The organism is Asticcacaulis sp. AND118 (genome assembly GCF_020535245.1).
In the GTDB taxonomy this organism is placed as follows: domain Bacteria; phylum Pseudomonadota; class Alphaproteobacteria; order Caulobacterales; family Caulobacteraceae; genus Asticcacaulis.
The window spans coordinates 1,585,402-1,600,428 of sequence record NZ_CP084910.1; the positions used below are offsets into that span (position 1 = coordinate 1,585,402).

Annotated in this window: 13 protein-coding genes; 12 read left to right on the plus strand and 1 reads right to left on the minus strand. The window is 60.5% G+C overall.

The annotated features are described in order from the left end of the window. Window positions 1-161: 161 nt before the first annotated feature. Entirely contained in the window at window positions 162-1,598 is a 1,437-nt protein-coding gene (locus tag LH365_RS07620; RefSeq protein ID WP_226743070.1) for an alkaline phosphatase PhoX, read from the minus strand. Between the two features lie 274 nt (window positions 1,599-1,872). Between LH365_RS07620 and rplM the strand changes: the two genes are divergently transcribed. The 12 genes from rplM to frr all read left to right on the plus strand — a co-directional run bounded on the left by rplM (window position 1,873) and on the right by frr (window position 15,001). Beyond that, entirely contained in the window at window positions 1,873-2,349 is a 477-nt protein-coding gene (gene rplM, locus LH365_RS07625) for a 50S ribosomal protein L13 (RefSeq protein ID WP_107872438.1), read from the plus strand. A 2-nt stretch (window positions 2,350-2,351) separates the two neighbouring features. Further along, complete coding sequence (rpsI, locus tag LH365_RS07630) at window positions 2,352-2,834, plus strand: 30S ribosomal protein S9 (protein WP_107872440.1); 483 nt, start codon at window positions 2,352-2,354, stop codon at window positions 2,832-2,834. 231 nt (window positions 2,835-3,065) lie between these two features. After that, a complete protein-coding gene (gene argC, locus LH365_RS07635; protein WP_226743071.1) occupies window positions 3,066-3,998 on the plus strand; it encodes an N-acetyl-gamma-glutamyl-phosphate reductase in 933 nt (310 codons plus the stop codon). A gap of 14 nt (window positions 3,999-4,012) precedes the next feature. Beyond that, window positions 4,013-4,273: a DUF1467 family protein gene (locus LH365_RS07640; protein ID WP_226743072.1), complete on the plus strand. Its 261-nt coding sequence runs from the start codon at window positions 4,013-4,015 to the stop codon at window positions 4,271-4,273. 152 nt (window positions 4,274-4,425) lie between these two features. Then, complete coding sequence (gene proS, locus LH365_RS07645; protein ID WP_226743073.1) at window positions 4,426-5,745, plus strand: proline--tRNA ligase; 1,320 nt, start codon at window positions 4,426-4,428, stop codon at window positions 5,743-5,745. After that, the gene (locus tag LH365_RS07650) at window positions 5,745-7,028 is read left to right on the plus strand and encodes a lipoprotein-releasing ABC transporter permease subunit (protein WP_226743074.1); all 1,284 of its coding nucleotides are present in this window, start codon (window positions 5,745-5,747) and stop codon (window positions 7,026-7,028) included. Before proS ends, LH365_RS07650 begins: the two co-directional genes overlap by 1 nt. Window positions 7,029-7,035: 7 nt before the next feature. Beyond that, window positions 7,036-7,734: an ABC transporter ATP-binding protein gene (locus LH365_RS07655; RefSeq protein ID WP_226745460.1), complete on the plus strand. Its 699-nt coding sequence runs from the start codon at window positions 7,036-7,038 to the stop codon at window positions 7,732-7,734. 265 nt (window positions 7,735-7,999) lie between these two features. Next, the gene (dnaE, locus tag LH365_RS07660; protein WP_226743075.1) at window positions 8,000-11,428 is read left to right on the plus strand and encodes a DNA polymerase III subunit alpha; all 3,429 of its coding nucleotides are present in this window, start codon (window positions 8,000-8,002) and stop codon (window positions 11,426-11,428) included. A gap of 257 nt (window positions 11,429-11,685) precedes the next feature. Further along, on the plus strand, window positions 11,686-12,453 hold the full coding sequence (gene rpsB / locus LH365_RS07665) for a 30S ribosomal protein S2 (protein ID WP_226743076.1): 768 nt from the start codon (window positions 11,686-11,688) through the stop codon (window positions 12,451-12,453). A gap of 133 nt (window positions 12,454-12,586) precedes the next feature. Continuing rightward, window positions 12,587-13,489, plus strand: a complete 903-nt coding sequence (tsf, locus tag LH365_RS07670; RefSeq protein ID WP_226743077.1) for a translation elongation factor Ts — start codon at window positions 12,587-12,589, stop codon at window positions 13,487-13,489. Between the two features lie 180 nt (window positions 13,490-13,669). Further along, window positions 13,670-14,401, plus strand: coding sequence for a UMP kinase (gene pyrH, locus LH365_RS07675; protein WP_226743078.1), 732 nt, complete (start codon window positions 13,670-13,672; stop codon window positions 14,399-14,401). 42 nt (window positions 14,402-14,443) lie between these two features. Beyond that, the gene (gene frr / locus LH365_RS07680) at window positions 14,444-15,001 is read left to right on the plus strand and encodes a ribosome recycling factor (RefSeq protein WP_226743079.1); all 558 of its coding nucleotides are present in this window, start codon (window positions 14,444-14,446) and stop codon (window positions 14,999-15,001) included. Window positions 15,002-15,027 lie beyond the last annotated feature (26 nt).

The following is a 15,027-nucleotide window of genomic DNA, read 5'->3' on the forward strand; positions in this document are numbered from 1 at the left end:
CACCCCGATACATCTCCGCGCTCCAACGGTGATTAGTATGCGCGTCGTTGCGTGCTTAATGGGGGCGAAGCCCCTTTTTTTCATGTGCAACAGGCATGAGTTATGCCGTTGGAGCGCCTGGTTAGGGGGTGTGGGGCCCGTGGCCCCACAATCTTACGCTCTTAAGCCTTCACTGCATCCGTCTTGAAATCATCCCACGGCCCGGTGATGGCCAGCGTCCAGCCCGGTGCTTGCAGGTTGACGAACATGGTCGAGCCGTCGGGTGAGAAGCAGACGCCGGCCCATTCCGAGTTGGTCGGGTCGGTGTTGCGGGCGAAGGTGGCGACCTTACCGTCGCGGGTGATGATTTTGAGGTGGTTCTTCAGCGTGTCGGAATAGCGGTCTTCGCAGGCGAAGAGCTGACCGCGCGGCGAGACGACGATATTGTCGACATAGTCGAAGACGAGATCGTTGTTCGGCTCGGCGAAGAGCTGGACGCGGCCGGGGGCGCGGCCTTCCTGCGCCGTGCCTTCGTAGAGGCTCGGCACGTAGCGCATGATCTGACCGTTTTCACCGGGACCGCCGGAAGTGCAGGTGAAGTACAGCTCGCCTTCGCCGAAGAAGATGCCTTCGGCGCGCGCGAACTGAGCGGCGCCCCTGGCGTGGCCGCGATTGCGCAGGTCGTTATTGGGGCTGTCGACGTCGTCGAGATCGACCCATTCGGTTTCGAACCAGTCGCCCTGCTGCCAGAAGATGGCGGCTTTGTTGTCGGTGAGGGCGTGCGGCTTGCCCTTGATGACGAGGGCTTGCAGCTTGCCGCCTTCGAGCAGCTTGCCCGGCACATTGGGAATGAAGCGATAGAAGACCGAGTCGCCTTCGTCTTCGGTGAGGTAGACGATGCCGGTCTTGGGATCGACGGCGACGGCTTCGTGGTCGAAGCGGCCCATGCCCTTGATTGGCTCGGCCTTGACCAGGCCTTCGGCGCGCGACGGCACTTCGAAGACGTAGCCGTGGTGCTTGCCGACGCCGTCCGGGGCCTTTTGCGAGGTTTCCTCGCAGGTCAGCCACGAGCCCCACGGGGTCGGGCCGCCGGCGCAGTTGGTCGAGGTGCCGACCAGCGACAGATGGTGGCTGACCAGTTTCTGTTCCTTGACATTGTAGATCATCGTGGTGGTCCCGCCGTGCAGCGGGCGACCGTCGGGCGCGAAGTCGTAGACCTTGGCGGTGTCGACCTTTGAGAACAGTTCGTTCTTTGCGCCGAAGGGGCCGGTCTTGGCCAGAGTATGCTTGATTTCGTGGTTGCGCACCAGAAGCACGGTGTCCGGACCGTGCGGGAAACAGGCCATGCCGTCGTGCTTGCCCGGTACGATCAGGCCGTCGCTCATGGTTTCGCCCTGACGCGAGAAGATCTGGTACGAGAAGCCCGACGGCAGATCGGCAATGCCGTTTGGGTCCTTCACCAGCGGACCGTAGCCTTCGATCTGGTTGACATAGGTGTCCGGCGCATTGGCGGTAATGCGGTGCGCCGCGGCCGCCTTGCTGATCCACAGGGCCATGCCGGTGAAGGCGGCGGAGGTGGCGAGCGACGAGGAGAGAAGGGTGCGGCGGGACAGCGACATGGAAACACCTTTACACGGAAGCAAGTGTACCGTTTGGAATCGAATACGCTTCCTGTAAAGGCGAGGGCGCACAGAATTATGACATGGGAATAGGGTAATTTAATACCTAATTCAAAAATATCAATAAAAACAAATACCTGCGTTCAATTTTGATAAAAATAATTGTTGACGCGGCTATTTGCCTCGTCTATACGCTCCCGACTTTTCCGGTGGTGGCGTTTGTCGCGGCAGGAAACATCTCTTCAAATCCCCGGATTCACCAAAGGAATCTCTCATGCTTACCTCTGCGACCGCGGCGCTCAAGCCCGCCAATGTCGAGAAGAAGTGGATCGTGATCGACGCCCAAGACGCCGTTGTCGGCCGTCTGGCTTCGTTCATCGCCATGCGTCTTCGCGGCAAACACAAGCCGGACTACACCCCGCACGTCGATTCCGGTGACTATGTCATCGTCATCAACGTCGACAAGGTTCATTACACCGGCAACAAGCTGGCCGACAAGATCTTCTACTGGCACACCGGTCACCCCGGCGGCGTCAAGAAGCGCACCATGGGTCAGATCCTGGGCGGCAAGTATCCTGAGCGTGTCCTGATGAAGGCCGTCGAGCGTATGCTGCCGAAGGAATCCCCGCTGGCTCGCGCCCAAATGACCCACCTGCGTCTGTACGCGGGTTCGGAGCACCCCCACGAAGCTCAAGCGCCGGAAGTCGTCGACTTCAAGGCCCTGAGCCGCAAGAACGTCCGGAGCGTCTAAGAATGTCTGAAGTTCAAGCTCAAGGCCTCGAAGCCCTCGCTTCCCTGTCGTCGAACCCTGAAAATGCGCCGGTCGAGCGCGTTCAGCAGCTCGACAAGTACGGCCGCGCCTATGCCACCGGCAAGCGCAAGAACGCCGTCGCCCGCGTCTGGATCAAGCCGGGTTCGGGCAAGTGGATCATCAATGACCGCGAGCAGGAAGTTTACTTCGCTCGTCCGGTTCTGCGCATGATGATCGCTCAGCCGCTCAACCTGACCGACCGCGCGACGCAGTTCGACGTCATCGTCTCGGTTCACGGTTCGGGTCTGTCGGGTCAGGCCGGCGCCATCCGTCACGGCCTGTCGAAGGCTCTGACCTATTATGAGCCGGCCCTGCGTTCGACGCTGAAGGCCGCTGGCTTCCTGACCCGCGACTCGCGCGTCGTCGAGCGTAAGAAGTACGGCCGCGCCAAGGCTCGCCGTTCGTTCCAGTTCTCGAAGCGTTAATCGCACGAGCCAAAAACTCATGCAGAAAAGCGCTTCGGGCAACCGAAGCGCTTTTTCTTTGGCTGTTTTGGAAGTAAGAACGCAGCGCAAATCCTCCTCCCCTGTTTACGGGGGAGGTGGCATTGAGCGCAGCGAAATGACGGAGGGGGCAATCCCGCCTTCGTCATGCCCCCTCCGGCGGGACAAGCCCGCCACCTCCCCCGTAAACAGGGGAGGAGGAAAGGAAAAGTCATGTCTCATAAGGTTTTCATCGACGGCGAAGCCGGCACCACCGGTCTGCAGATCCGCGAGCGGCTGGAAAAGCGTCCGGAGATCGAACTGATCCGCCTGGCCGATGATCGCCGCAAGGACATCGATGCCCGCCGCGAAGCGCTGAACGCCGCCGACACCGTGATCCTTTGCCTGCCCGACGAGGCGGCAAAGGAATCCGTCGCCCTGATCGAAAACCCTGACGTGGCCGTTATCGACGCCTCGACCGCTCACCGGGTGGCCGAAGGCTGGACCTATGGTTTCCCGGAAATGACCGAGGAGCAGCGCGACCTGATCCGCGCTTCGAAGCGCATCAGCAATCCCGGCTGCCATGCGACCGGCTTCATCGCCCTGACGCGGCCTCTGGTCGAACTGGGCGTGCTGCCGCCCTTCTTCCCCATGGTGGCCACCTCGCTGACCGGCTACAGCGGCGGCGGCAAGGCCATGATCGCCGAATTCGAAGGCGGGCAGGGGCGTGAGCGCATCTACGCCACCGGCCTGACGCACAAGCATCTGCCGGAAATGCAGCTCTATGCCGGGCTGGAAACCGCGCCGATCTTCTCGCCGACCGTCGCCAATTTTGCGCAGGGCCTGATCGTCGAGGTGCCGCTGCACCTGTGGGCGCTGCCCGATGCGCCGGATCTGCCGACGATTTACAACATCCTCACAGCGCACTACGCTGGCGAACCGTTCGTGCGCGTCGCGTCTCCCGAAGAGACGGCGGCGGCGGGCGCCGTCAACGGCGACGCTTTGCGCGACACCAACCAGTTGCTGATCCACGTCTTCGGTCAGGAAGACGGCGATACGGCCAATCTGGTGGCGGTGTTCGATAACCTCGGCAAGGGGGCGTCGGGCGCGGCGGTGCAGAACCTCAACCTCGTACTCGGTCTCGAAGAGACGGCCGGGCTTCTCTGATATCCGGAGCAATCATGGGTCCCTTAACCAGCATCGCTATCCTCCTGATGATCTGGTGGGTGACCCTGTTCGCCGTCCTGCCGTTCGGTAATATCAGCCATCATGAGGCGGGTATCGAAACCAAGGACGGCGGCGACCCCGGCGCGCCTGTGTTTCATAACCTCAAGAAAAAGCTGCTGATCAATACTATCGTTGCCGTCGTGGTGTGGGCGATCGTCATGATCATCGTGCAGTTCGGCCTGATTCCGCTCCCCGAATTCCCGACCGCTTCGTAAGACGCCGTAAATCCGCCTTTTTGGCATTGATCAATCAGGGCGAAGCTGGCTTTGGTGTTGTCGCGCATCCGAATCCGAAAACCGCTTCACACTTTTCGGGATGCGCTTTATTACATCCCCCGATTCCATTGTTTTATTTCAAGGTCCGTCCCATGCGCCTGTCGCGCTATCTGCTGCCGCTCCTCAAGGAAAACCCCTCCGAAGCCCAGATCGTCTCGCACCGCCTGATGCTGCGCACCGGCATGATCCGTCAGGAAGCCGCCGGCATCTACGCGTGGCTGCCGCTGGGTCTGCGCGTGCTGCGCAAGATCGAGACAATCGTGCACGAGGAAATGCAGCGCGCCGGCGCGGTTGAACTGCTGATGCCGACGCTGCAACTGGCCGATCTGTGGCGCGAGTCGGGCCGTTACGACGACTACGGACAGGAGATGCTGCGCATCAAGGACCGCCATGAGCGCGAAATGCTCTACGGCCCGACCAATGAGGAAATGATCACGGAAATCTTCCGCGGTACGGTCAAGTCCTACAAGGACCTGCCGATGAACCTCTACCACATCCAGTGGAAGTTCCGCGACGAGCAGCGCCCGCGTTTCGGCGTCATGCGCGGCCGTGAGTTCCTGATGAAGGACGCCTATTCGTTCGACATCGACGAGGCCTCGGCGCGCAAGGCCTATAACCGCATGTTCATCGCCTATCTGAACACCTTCAGCCGTCTGGGACTGAAGGCGGTGCCGATGCGCGCCGACACCGGCCCGATCGGCGGCGACCTCAGCCACGAATTCATCATCCTGGCCGATACCGGCGAAAGCGCCGTCTTCTGCCACAAGGATCTGGTCGACATGCCTGCACCGGGTCCCGATGTCGATTGGGACGATCTGCAAGGTCTGGTCGATCAGCGCACGGCGCTCTACGCCGCGACGGAGGAAATGCACGACGAGGCGGCCTTCAACGCCGTCCCGGCGGACAAGCAGTTGTCGGCGCGCGGCATCGAGGTCGGCCACATCTTCTACTTCGGCGAAAAATACTCGGCCCCGATGGGGGCCAAGGTCTCCGGTCCCGACGGCGCGCAGGTCAATGTCCACATGGGCTCTTACGGCGTTGGCGTGTCGCGTCTGATCGGCGGCATCATCGAGGCCAGCCATGACGAGGCCGGCATCATCTGGCCGGAAAGCGTCGCGCCCTTCGACGTGGCGGTCATCAATCTGCGCGTCGGCGACGAGGCCTGCGACGCCGCTTGCGACAAGGCTTACAAGGCGCTGACCGTAGCAGGTCGCGATGTCCTCTATCACGATACGGACGACCGTCCGGGCGCCAAGTTCGCCTCGATGGATCTGATCGGCATCCCCTGGCAACTGATCATCGGGCCCAAGGGCATCGCCGAAGGCCAGGTCGAGATCAAGCACCGCGCCACCGGCGAACGTCATACGGCGGCCTTCGATGCCGTGCTCGAACAACTGACCAAGGCGAAATAATGAAAGGGCTGTTGTCGCTGTTTTCTTTCTCCGCGTGGGAAACCGATCTGGCGCTCAGATATCTGCGCACCAAACGCAAGGACGGCGGCATCGCCCTCATCGCCATCATCAGCTTTATCGGCATCACCCTGGCCGTCGGCGTACTGATCATCGTCATGTCGGTAATGAACGGCTTTCGCGACGAACTGATGTCGCGTGTGCTGGCCTTCAACGGGCATTCGTTTGTCGCGGGCGCGCCCCTGACCGATTGGGAAGGGCGCGACGCCATGCTTAAGCGTCTGCGCGACGTTCCCGGCGTCATCGAAGTCTCGCCCTATGTCGAATCCCCTGGTCTGGCGCAGGGGCCGTTCTCTCAGGCCGGTCTGGCCTATATGCGCGGCGTCGATGTCGAAACGGTGAAGAATACGCCGATTATCCGCGACAATATAAAGTCAGGTTCGCTGAAGGGCTTCGGCGAGGGCGAATATGGCGGCGACCTGGTCCTGATCGGCGAAGGTCTGGCCACTCAGATGAGCGTCCGTGTAGGCGATGAACTGACGCTTCTGTCGCCTTCGGGCAGCACGGCTTTCGGGGCCATGCCGCGCCGTAAGCCCTATGTGGTCGGTGGCATCTTCAAGAGCGGCGTGTCGGAACTGGATGCGGCTTTTGTCTTCATGCCTTTGCAACAGGCGCAGCTCTTTTTCGACCGCGAAGACGAGTGGGACGCCGTCGAAGTGAAGGTCAAGGACCCCTATAATATCAAGGACTACTACCCGGCCTTCCGTAAGGCCGCCGGCGACAAAGCCGTGCTGGTCGATTGGACGGAACGCAACGCGCCGTTATGGAACGCGCTTCAGGTCGAGCGCAACGTCATGCGCCTGATCCTCATGCTGATCGTCCTGATCGCCGCCATGAACATCATTTCCGGCATCGTTATGCTGGTGAAAAACAAGACGCGCGACATCGCCATCATGCGGACCTTGGGCGCGGATCGCGCCTCGATCACCAGGATATTCTTCCTGTCTGGCGCCATCATCGGCGCGACGGGCACGGTGCTGGGCGTCGCCATAGGCACGCTCTTCTGCATCTTCATTCGTCCGATCCAGCAGGTCGTCGAAGCCGTCTTCAACGTGAAGGTCTTCAACGAAGAGGTCTATTACCTGGCCTATATCCCGGCGAAGGTCGAACCGACCGAAGTGCTGATCATCGTGGGCTTTTCGATGATCGCCACCTGCCTCGCCACCCTGTTCCCGGCCCTGTGGGCGTCGAAACTCGAACCCGTGGAGGCCCTGAGATATGAATAATGGGCTTATGAGTAATGTGGTGCTGTCTCTGCGCGGTCTGGTGCGCGCCTATCCTATCGCCGACGGTCGCACGCTTGAGGTGCTCAAAGGTGTCGATCTCGACCTGCGCGCCGGTGAAGTCGTCGGCCTGATCGGTCCGTCCGGTTCCGGCAAGTCGTCTCTGCTGCATTGCATCGGTCTGCTGGAATCGTCCGAAGAAGCGCAACTGACCATCGATGGTGAGGATTTCACCCGCGCGACCGAGGCCGCCCGCACCCGTGCGCGTCTGCACAAGATCGGTTTCGTCTATCAATTCCATCACCTGCTGCCGGAATTCACGGCGCTGGGCAATGTCGCCCTGCCGCAGCGCGTGCTCGGCCGCCCCGTGAAGGAAGCCGAGACGCGAGCGAGGGGGCTTCTCGAACAACTGGGTCTGGGCGAACGTCTTGACCACCAACCGGCGCAATTGTCCGGCGGCGAGCAGCAGCGCGTGGCCATCGCCCGCGCCCTGGTCAATGGGCCGCGGCTTCTGCTGGCGGACGAGCCGACCGGTAATCTTGATCCCCAGACGTCTCAACAGGTGTTTGAGGCGCTGAAGGCCATCGTCAAGGCGCAGGGCGTCGCGGCGCTGATCGCTACGCACAATCTGGAACTGGCAGGGCATATGGACCGGGTGGTGAGCCTGAAAGACGGCCAGTTGGTCGAAACGGTTCCGGCCAACCTGTAAAATTATTTCGTTTGAAATCAGTGATATACATGATTTGTTCACGGTGTTGATAAAATGCTGTTGACGGGGAACAAAATAAGAATATAGAACAAAGCATGAATTGATCATCTGTTCTTTCAGGGGACAAACCATGCTGGCCATCCATAACGTGTTGTCTTTCGCCGCCGTTGCCGCTTTTGTGGTGCTCGTCTGTCAGGCGGCTATGCTGATCGGGTGAATCGTCCGACAGTGACCGCCCTGTGATCCGCACAGAAAGGGCTTCAAGATGAGCGACGGCTTTGTCCATCTACGGGTAAGATCGGCCTATTCCTTGCTGGAAGGCGCGATCAAGGCCTACGACATGGGCAAGCTGGCGGCCAAGGCGAACATGCCGGCCATCGCCATCTGCGACCGCGGCAATCTTTTCGGCGCGCTCGAATTTTCTCAGGTGTGCAAGGATACGGGGGTTCAGCCCATCGTCGCCTGCGCTCTGCCGGTCAAAGGCATCGGTGGGGCCCTGAGTGATAAATGGGCTAAAATACCGACCATTGTTCTGATCGTTCAAAACGAGCGGGGCTATCTCAATCTCACTGAACTGTCGTCCAAAGCCTATCTCGATATAGAGGCGACCGATGAACCGCATGTCATGTGGGAAGAGGTCGTCAGGCGCGCCGAAGGACTGATCCTTCTGTCGGGTGGTCCGGACGGTCCGATCAATCCGTTATTCAAACAAAATCAGCCCGACGAAGCCAATGCGGCCCTGAAGGACATGCACGCGGCTTTTGGCGACCGCTTCTATGTCGAGCTGCAACGCCACGACGGTACGCCGCACGGGGGTATTCGCGGGGATTCGGCGGAAACCGGCCTGGTGCAGTTCGCCTACGAACACGATGTGCCGCTGGTGGCGACCAATGACGCCTATTTCGCCGATCGCGACATGTTCAAGGCGCACGAGGCCCTGCTGTGCATTTCCGACAGTACCTTCATGGGCGTCGCCGACCGGCGCAAGGTCACCAAGGATCATTGGTTGAAGCCGCCGCTGCTGATGCGCGAGGTTTTTTCTGATCTGCCCGAAGCTTGCGATAATACGCTGGAAATCGCCCGTCGCTGCGCCTTTCTGGTCACCAAGCGCGATCCCATCCTGCCGCGTTTCGATACAGGCGCCGGGCGCTCGGAAGACGAAGAACTGGCCTTTCAGGCCCGCGAAGGTCTGAAAAGGCGTTTGCAACAGGTCGAACTGGCCTTCCCGGAACAGGACTATTGGGACCGTCTGGAACGCGAGGTTGCCGTCATCCAGAAGATGGGGTTTCCCGGCTACTTTCTGATCGTTTCGGACTTCATCAAATGGGCCAAGACCCACGACATCCCCGTCGGGCCCGGCCGGGGGTCGGGGGCGGGTTCGCTTGTCGCCTGGGTGCTGACCATTACCGATCTTGACCCGCTGCGTTTCGGTTTGCTGTTCGAGCGATTCCTCAATCCGGAACGGGTGTCCATGCCCGACTTCGATATCGACTTTTGCCAGGAGCGCCGCGAAGAGGTCATTACCTACGTTCAGGAAAAATACGGCCGTGAGCGGGTGGCGCAGATCATCACCTTCGGTACGCTGCAGGCGCGCGCCGTGCTGCGCGATACCGGGCGGGTGATGCAATTGCCGCTGGGGCAGGTGGATCGTCTGTGCAAGATGGTACCGAACAACCCGGCCAACCCGACCACGCTGGCGCAGGCCGTCGAAATCGAGCCGCGTCTGCGCGAAGCCCGAGACGAGGAAGAATCCGTCGCCAAACTGCTCGATACGGCGCTTAAGCTCGAAGGCCTTTATCGTAACGCCTCGACCCACGCCGCCGGCATCGTGATCGGGGACCGGCCCCTGACCGAACTGGTGCCGCTGTATCGCGATCCGCGTTCCGACATTCCGGCCACGCAGTTCAACATGAAGTGGGTCGAAAGCGCCGGTTTGGTGAAGTTCGACTTCCTCGGCCTGAAAACGCTGACCACGCTGAACCGTGCCTGGCACTATCTGAAGAAGCGTGGGCTGGAGGTCGATTTCTCGACCCTGCCGCTTGATGATAAGGCCACTTATGAATTGCTGGCTTCGGGGCAGTCGATCGGCGTCTTCCAGCTTGAAAGTCAGGGCATGCGTGACACCCTGCGCAAGATGCGCTGCGGGTCGATCGAGGAAATCACCGCGCTTATCTCGCTCTATCGTCCGGGTCCGATGGACAATATCGACACCTATGTCGACCGGAAGTTCGGGCGCGTCGATATCGATATGCTCCACCCGTCGCTGGAACCGGTGCTGAAAGAGACCTACGGTGTCATCATCTATCAGGAACAGGTGATGCAGATCGCGCAGATCCTGTCGGGTTACAGCCTCGGTGAAGCCGATATGCTGCGCCGCGCCATGGGCAAGAAGAAAAAAGAGGAAATGGACCTGCAAAAGGCCCGTTTCATTTCCGGCGCGAAGGAAAAGGGCGTTCCGGAAAAGCAGTCGGACTCGATCTTCGAACTGGTGAACAAGTTCGCCGGCTACGGCTTCAACAAATCGCACGCGGCGGCCTATGCCTTCATTTCGTACCAGACAGGCTGGCTCAAGGCCAATCATCCGGTCGAATTCTTCGCCGCCAACATGAGCCTCGATATCGCCAATACCGACAAGCTGGCCGTCTTTTATCAGGATGCGCGTCAGTTCGGCGTCACCATTCGTCCGCCCGACATTAATCGCTCCAAGGCCGATTTCGACGTTGAGAACGGCGAGGTGCTCTACGCTCTGGGCGCCATCCGCAATGTGGGCCTTGAGGCCATGCACAGCGTCGTAGCCGTGCGCGAAGCTGGCGGGCCGTTCAAGGACATCTTTGACTTCCTTGAACGCATCGATCCCAAGGCGGTCAACAAACGTGCTATTGAAAATCTGGCACGGGCCGGGGCTTTCGATTCGATCCATCCGAATCGCGCCCAGATCATCCAGAGCGCTGACCTGCTCATCGCTCACGCCCAGAGCATGGCGGCCGAGCGCGCCTCGGCGCAGGTCAGTCTGTTCGGCACCAACGACTCGTCGCGCCCACGTCTGCCCAATATCCCCAAGGCCGCCGGCCCGGATGCACTGGACGAAGAACTGTTCGCCGTCGGATTCTATCTGTCCGGTCACCCGTTGCAGGACATGGTCGATGTGTTCAAGCGTCGCAACGTCACCCTGTTTGCCGAGGCGCTGGCGCTGGCGCAGGAAGGCCGCGAAGCCTTCCGCATGGCCGGGGTGGTCCGTCGTCGGCAGGAACGCGCCTCGGCCCGTACAGGGGAAAAGTTCGCCTTTGTCAATCTCTCCGACCCCAGCGGCGAATACGAGGTAATGTTCCAGCCGGAAGCGCTGCGCAGATATCGCGAGCACTTCGAACCGGGTCAATCGATCATACTCAAGGTGCGTTGCAAGGGGGCGGACGGAGAAGTCCGCATGTTCGGCGAGTCTGCTGAGCCCATGGCCGGGGCCCTGAAAACCGACGATATGGGCTTGCGTCTTACGGTGTCCCCGCGTGGTTTCGATCTGGAAGCCTTTAAAACCCAGTTGGACGCTGCGCGCGGGCAGGGGGGCGAAATCACCCTGCTGAGCGAGATCGACGGGCATGAGATCGAACTGAAGATGCCTAACCGTTATCGGTTGGACGCCTCGCTGCGCGGGGCCTTGAAAGCGATGAGCGGCGTCCTATATTGTGAGGACGTATAGAGAAGCGGATGACGGCTTGATGGCCTGATCCGCTTTTCGGGCGCAATTCTCCTTAAAATCGCTTGATTTTTTCTTCGATTGTGCCTAGTTGCGCACCATCTCACACGCGGATGCGCGGGTGGATGCCGTCTGTGCCTTTGATTTCATGTGATTTCACATGGTCTATGGACCGGAAGTCATCCGACCGTTCCGAGGTTTCGGCTTGCCGACACTTTCTTGTCCGCGGAGGTCTATCGGAATGAAAAGGAAATTTACTCATGGCTATGCCTGAACTGTCTATGCGCGCCCTGCTGGAAGCCGGTGCGCACTTTGGTCACCAGACCCACCGCTGGAACCCGAAGATGGAGCGTTACCTGTTCGGTTCGCGTTCCAACATCCACATCATCGACCTGTCGCAAACCCTGCCGCTGCTGCACCAGGCCCTGCTGAAGGTGCGCGAAGTCGCCGCCAACGGCGGTCGTGTCCTGTTTGTCGGCACCAAGCGTCAGGCCGCCGGCCCGGTTGCGGTCGCTGCTAAGCGCTCGGCCCAGTACTATGTCAATCACCGCTGGCTCGGCGGCACGCTGACCAACTGGCGCACCATTTCGGGTTCGATCGCGCGTCTGCGTGAACTGGAACAGGTCATGGAAAACCCCGTCGGCCGTTCCAAGAAGGAACTGCTGACCCTGACGCGCGAGCGCGACAAGCTGGAACTGTCGCTGGGCGGCATCAAGGACATGGGCGGTATTCCCGACCTGATGTTCGTGATCGACACCAACAAGGAATCGATCGCCATCCAGGAAGCCCGCAAGCTGAACATCCCCGTAATCGGCATCCTCGACTCGAACTCCGATCCGGACGGTATCACCTTCCCGGTTCCGGGTAACGACGACGCCGCGCGCGCCCTGCAACTGTACTGCGATCTGATCGCCGACGCCGTGCTCGACGGTCTGGCGGCGGGTCAGTCGGCTTCGGGTATCGACCTCGGCGCTTCGGAAGCCCCGATCGAGCCCGCGCTCATCGCCGAAGAAACCGGCGAAGCCTGATTTGCTTAGGATTGCCTGAACGGAGCCTGAGCAAATCAGGCTCCGTTCAGCGTACTTACTGTTATGCTTTTGTCATACCCTCGGGCTATGGAGCCGCCGAGGGTTAGCTTTTTAGAGATTTATGGAGGATTCCATGGCGGAAATCACTGCCGCTCTCGTTAAGGAACTGCGCGAAAAGTCCGGCGCCGGTATGATGGACTGCAAGAAGGCTCTATCGGAAAACGACGGTAACGTCGATGCGTCGATGGACTGGCTGCGTACCAAGGGCCTGTCCAAGGCCGCCAAGAAGGCCGACCGCGTTGCCGCCGAAGGCCTCGTCGCTGTCGCTTCGGCCGGCACCACCGCTGTGGCCGTCGAAGTCAACGCCGAAACCGACTTCGTGTCGCGCAACGAACTGTTCCAGAACCTGGCCCGCAATGCCGCTCAGGCCGGTCTGGCTGCTGCCGACGTCGAAGGCGTTCAGGCGGTCATCAGCGACGAGATCACCAACCTGATCGCCAATATCGGCGAGAACATGGTGGCCCGCCGCATGGCCAAGCACACCGTCTCGCAAGGCGTCGTGGCGTCCTATATCCACAACGCGATTGCCCCGAACCTGGGCCGCATCGCCGTTCTTGTGGCCGTCGAGTCGGCCGGTGACGCCGAAGCGCTGAACGACATGGGCCGCAAGATCGCCATGCACATCGCCGCCACCCAGCCGCTGTCGCTGTCGTCCGACGACCTTGACCCGGCCGCTGTGGAGCGTGAGCGCACGATCCTGACCGATAAGGCGCGCGAAGAAGGCAAGCCGGAAGCGATGATCGCCAAGATCGTCGACGGCCAGATCTCGAAGTTCCAGCGTGAAGTCGTGCTGCTTGAGCAGCCCTTCGTCATGAACCCGGATCAGACCGTGAAGCAACTGATCGCCGACACGGCCAAGACCCTCGGCACCGACGTCAAGGTCACCGGCTTCACCCGTCTGGCCCTCGGCGAAGGCGTGGAAAAGAAGGTCGATGACTTCGCCGCCGAAGTCGCTTCGATGATGAATCAGGGCTAATCCCTGAAAAGGCTTGTGGCGGGAAACGGTCTTTCGGCTTGATTTCCAGACCTATGCACGGTTTAAGGGCGCAGCATCGCAAGGTGTCTGCGCCCTTTGACTGTTCAAAGAGGGAAATCTCGGCTAGAGCAGTCGGAGATACGCCATTACCCCAAAACTGATTCATTTGAAGGATTTTCCATGTCTTCGTCCGACGCCCCGACATACAAGCGAATTCTCCTGAAAATCTCCGGTGAAGTGCTGATGGGAGATCAGGGGTTCGGCATCGACATGAACACCGTCAAGGCGGTGGCCGAAGAGGTGGCTGAGGTCGCCCGCATGGGCGTCGAGTTGTGCCTGGTCATCGGCGGCGGTAACATCTTCCGCGGTCTGTCCAAGGCGGCGGTCGGCATGGAGCGGTCGTCGGCGGACTATATGGGTATGCTGGCGACCGTGATGAACGCGCTGGCCATGCAGAACGCGCTGGAAAAGCTGGGTGTGGACACCCGCGTGCAATCCGCCATTCAGATGAATTCGGTATGCGAACCCTTCATCCGTCGCCGCGCCCTGCGTCACCTCGAAAAAGGCCGCGTGGTGATCTTCGCCGCCGGGACCGGCGCGCCCTACTTCACCACCGACACGGCGGCGGCGCTGCGCGCGGCGGAAATGACCTGCGACGCGTTGTTCAAGGGCACGTCGGTGGACGGTGTCTATACCGCCGATCCCAAGAAGGACGCCTCGGCCCAGCGCTACGACCGCCTCAGCTATATGGAAGTCCTGTCCAAGGACCTGCGCGTCATGGATGCCTCGGCCGTGTCGCTGATGCGGGAAAACGACATTCCTATCGTTGTGTTCTCGATCCGTGAAGCCGGCGGCCTGCGCAAGGTCATCACGGGGCAGGGCGTACACACGGTCATTTCCGAGCAGGCCTGATCGCCTGCCGGTTTCACTTAAATATCTGACAGAGATACGAAGATGAGTAAGCCCGACCTCAACAAATACAAGGACCGCATGGACAAGTCCGTGACGTCGCTCAAGGACGATTTCGGCGGCCTGCGCACCGGCCGCGCCTCGGCCGGTCTGCTGGAAGGCATCACGGTCGATGCCTACGGTTCGGCCATGTCGATCCTGTCCTGCGCCGCCATTTCGGTGCCGGAGCCGCGCATGATCAGCGTCAATGTCTGGGACAAGGGCCTGGTGGTCTCGGTCGAAAAGGCCATCCGCAATGCCGGTCTGGGCCTGAACCCGGTCACAGACGGTCAGACCCTGCGCGTGCCGATTCCGCCGCTGACCGAAGAGCGCCGCAAGGATCTGGCCAAGATCGCCGGCAAGTACGCCGAAGAAAAGCGCGTGGCCGTGCGCAATGTGCGCCGCGACGCCAATGACGAGTTGAAGAAGGCCGAAAAGGACTCGATCATCTCCGAAGACGAACAGAAGAAGATGGCGACCGAGGTTCAGAAGTTCACCGACGAGGCCATCAAGCGTATCGATGAGGCCTTGAAGGTCAAGGAAGCGGAGATCATGCAGGTCTAGGATTTGCCGCGCCCGGCTGACAAGGC